At 43.7% G+C, this 2,794-nt stretch carries 4 protein-coding genes and 1 pseudogene; 2 read left to right on the top strand and 3 right to left on the bottom strand.

The window, feature by feature from the left end:
- A partial coding sequence (locus tag PX482_RS23455) for a transposase (protein ID WP_130758671.1) occupies positions 1-114 on the top strand: 114 nt, incomplete at its 5' end.
- Positions 115-196: 82 nt separating this feature from the next.
- Here the strand turns inward: PX482_RS23455 and PX482_RS23450 are convergent.
- The 3 genes from PX482_RS23450 to PX482_RS23440 form a co-directional block, all read right to left on the bottom strand.
- The gene (locus PX482_RS23450; protein ID WP_002763223.1) at positions 197-526 is read right to left on the bottom strand and encodes a helix-turn-helix domain-containing protein; all 330 of its coding nucleotides are present in this window, start codon (positions 524-526) and stop codon (positions 197-199) included.
- Complete coding sequence (locus PX482_RS23445) at positions 523-903, bottom strand: type II toxin-antitoxin system RelE/ParE family toxin (RefSeq protein ID WP_002763221.1); 381 nt, start codon at positions 901-903, stop codon at positions 523-525. Before PX482_RS23445 ends, PX482_RS23450 begins: the two co-directional genes overlap by 4 nt.
- Positions 904-1,067: 164 nt before the next feature.
- The gene (locus PX482_RS23440) at positions 1,068-1,889 is read right to left on the bottom strand and encodes a PEP-CTERM sorting domain-containing protein (protein WP_288027058.1); all 822 of its coding nucleotides are present in this window, start codon (positions 1,887-1,889) and stop codon (positions 1,068-1,070) included.
- A gap of 397 nt (positions 1,890-2,286) precedes the next feature.
- Between PX482_RS23440 and PX482_RS23435 the strand changes: the two are divergent.
- Positions 2,287-2,500, top strand: a pseudogene (locus PX482_RS23435) (IS30 family transposase); the annotation flags it as partial.
- Positions 2,501-2,794: the final 294 nt, after the last annotated feature.

The raw sequence follows: 2,794 nt of genomic DNA, 5'->3' as shown, positions 1-2,794 counted from the left end.
GTGGTCGAGGGAATCAACAATAAACTTAAACTAATAAAACGGAGAGGCTATGGCTTTAGAAACTTTCGGAATTTTTGGGTTAGAAGTATGTTATCTTGGCATCTTGTATGTTGATTTAGCATAAAGGGTAACGAAGAGCCATAAATAGCGCCGCCCTTAACAGACGGTAAGGCCACTCTTTTTGTCTCTGCTGCTCTTATTGCACTGCTAGAACAGAAATATGTCCGACCTCTTTTGTATCGCTACGAGGCCGGATGACGATCTCGACATCTTGATTCAATGCCGTGAGAAATTCCATCAATCGTTCAACTGAAAATTGATCGAGCCGATAGTTTTTTAGTGCTGAAACCTTGGGCTGCGGGATATTAAGCAGTATGGCAATCTCCCTCTGTTTCAGCTTGCGACTTTTCAGAAGTTCGTTAACGGCCAGGGCTAGGCGTGTTTTCGTTTGCCGTTCGGTTGCGTCTGGATAACCAAGGTCAGCGAAAACGTTCGTGGTGCCGCGAGTGATTTCCAAATTGCTCATTTTGTCCCTCTACTTTCATAATCCGCTTGTGCGCGTTTCATCCGTTCAACAATAAGCTTTACATCCTCTTGAGGTGTCTTGATTCCAGACTTCGACTTTTTCTGGAATGCGTGCAGAACGTAAACAACTTCAGCGAAGCGCACAGTATAGACCGCTCGATAAGTGTCGCCTCGATGATCTTCGACGATCTCAAATACTCCTGCCCCTTCACCCTTCCAAGGTTTAGCCTTTGGATGTTTACCCCCCAACTGCGCTAGACCAAGGGCATAGCCCATATCGTCCTGCACCTCGGCAGGGAAAGTCAGGTAGTCCTTTTTCGCAGAGGCCACCCAATACAAGGGTTTTTCCCGCGACATACTTTTAGAAATTCGGATCATTCAACAATATACCCAAACTGGAATAATCAGTCAAGGAATTAACAGAGCGGCGGTATCGCTTGAAGTTGCATCGCATGGTCAATATCAACATTCGATTCAGGCTGAGGCAATAATAAACCCCTTCATTTTCTTATTGAAGGGGCGTTTGTGGGGTTTTCTGATTGTTAGGAATCTTTTTCTAGTTCTTTTCCAGTGGATTTAGATGGTTTAATTTTGCGCTTGAGGACTGCACCTGCTCCTAAAGTGCCGAAGGCAAGAAGCCCAAGAACAGAGGAGGGTTCGGGAACTGAACTGGAAACAGGGGCAAGTTGAAAAAGTTGCTGGTATGCCCTTCCCTGTGATCCACCACCAAGGTATCCCAATTGGGCAAAACCAACATCATAATCAGACAAAATATCAATACTTGTATCTACCCAAAAACTAGATAGGTTAGGAATAGCTACAGGAGGTCCATTGATGACTTGAGAGAAGGAATATATTGAAGTAGCACTACCAATGTTGTTACTTCCTTGTGTAGTTCCCACGTCAATAGTCCCTGTTAAAAAAGGTGAGAAACCATTGAGAGAACGATATCGCAGAGGCGATGTTATCTCAGTGATATCGTTCTCTAGGCTTGTAACCTTGAAATTGTAACTGAAGCTTTTCGTCCCTGCACCAAAAACACTCAGTTCCTGATTGTTAGCATAATAGGCTACTCCATGACCAAAGGCTATCGGGTCTTCTTCTTGTACTACAATATTATTGAAGTCAAAGCTGGTAGCTGTCCCAGTTATACTACTATTTACCAAAGACCAGTTACTTAGAATTTCTTGTCCTACCTGAATAGAACCACCATTAAAAAGCTCAGTTAGAGTACACGAATCCGTTGCAGCACATCCGACAGTGACTGTAGCGGCTAACATTGGATTAGCCACAATTATCAATCCACCGAAGAGAATTCCGCTACTTAAAGTACCTTTGATCACAAATTTAGCACCAGTTTTCATCAATCTCATCATGTACGCTCCTTATTGAATTTGAGAACTGCTTACCTGAGTCGAGTCAACAATTCTGCTTCTGCTATTACCCTGATAGATGGTTGTTTGATTTGATGTGTGAATTGATTAAAACTGTATGAATTGCTTGAATACGACACAAAACGTAACGGGCGATGCACTAGAACTACCTTTTTTTATTAATAAATAGCGCCGCCCCTTGATTCAATGCCGTGATAAATTCGATTTTTGGACTTAGGAAGACGAAAACAACCAAACGCCGATTCAAAAATGAAGTGCACCACTAGGGTAGTCTTCCAATGAGGAGGCTCATCAAGGTAACCTGACTTGTACCACCAAGAGAGGAAACCCAAGACGAAGCTCCTCACATCAATTAGGAGTTAAATGCTACTTTGCTAATCCTTACCATTCTTGGGAGCGAGGACTCAACGAGCATACTAACGGTCTCATGCGGCAGTTTTTCCCGAAAGGGACAAATTTCTCTCATCGTCAAACAAGCTGAGGTAGACCGAGTGACAGACTTAATCAACCATCGACCCCGAAAAGCCCTTGACTATCGCACTCCATCTGAGGTATTCTTCAACCCACATTCCGCACCCTAAGTGTCACAACGTCTCAAAAGGGGAAGGGGCGCGAGTCAAAATACTTATCTAGAGGAGTGAGTTGGCGGCAAGCTGCCGGCAACTAAGCCGAAAATTTCAGAGTTCCCCCGGTCATTCTCAATAAACAGTGCTTGTTGAGAATGACCGGTCAATCAGACTTAACATCTAGGGGGAGATGTTCCAGTTGCTCGCTTTGTTTTGTCACCCCCTGAAGTCAATCCATCTGGTCAAGATAAGAGATAATATTCTTGGCAAGGTTTGGGAAAAAATCTCAAAATGTTGCGCCTCTCATCC

The organism is Microcystis sp. M53602_WE12 (genome assembly GCF_030065455.1).
In the GTDB taxonomy this organism is placed as follows: domain Bacteria; phylum Cyanobacteriota; class Cyanobacteriia; order Cyanobacteriales; family Microcystaceae; genus Microcystis; species Microcystis aeruginosa.
Note: the sequence above shows the minus strand (reverse complement) of the source record. Positions and strands in the feature narration are given on the sequence as shown.

Coding starts and splice junctions, on each gene's coding strand:
- PX482_RS23450 (WP_002763223.1), bottom strand. CDS start 526: ATGAGCAATTTGGAAATCACTCGCGGCACCACGAACGTTTTCGCTGAC.
- PX482_RS23445 (WP_002763221.1), bottom strand. CDS start 903: ATGATCCGAATTTCTAAAAGTATGTCGCGGGAAAAACCCTTGTATTGG.
- PX482_RS23440 (WP_288027058.1), bottom strand. CDS start 1,889: ATGAAAACTGGTGCTAAATTTGTGATCAAAGGTACTTTAAGTAGCGGA.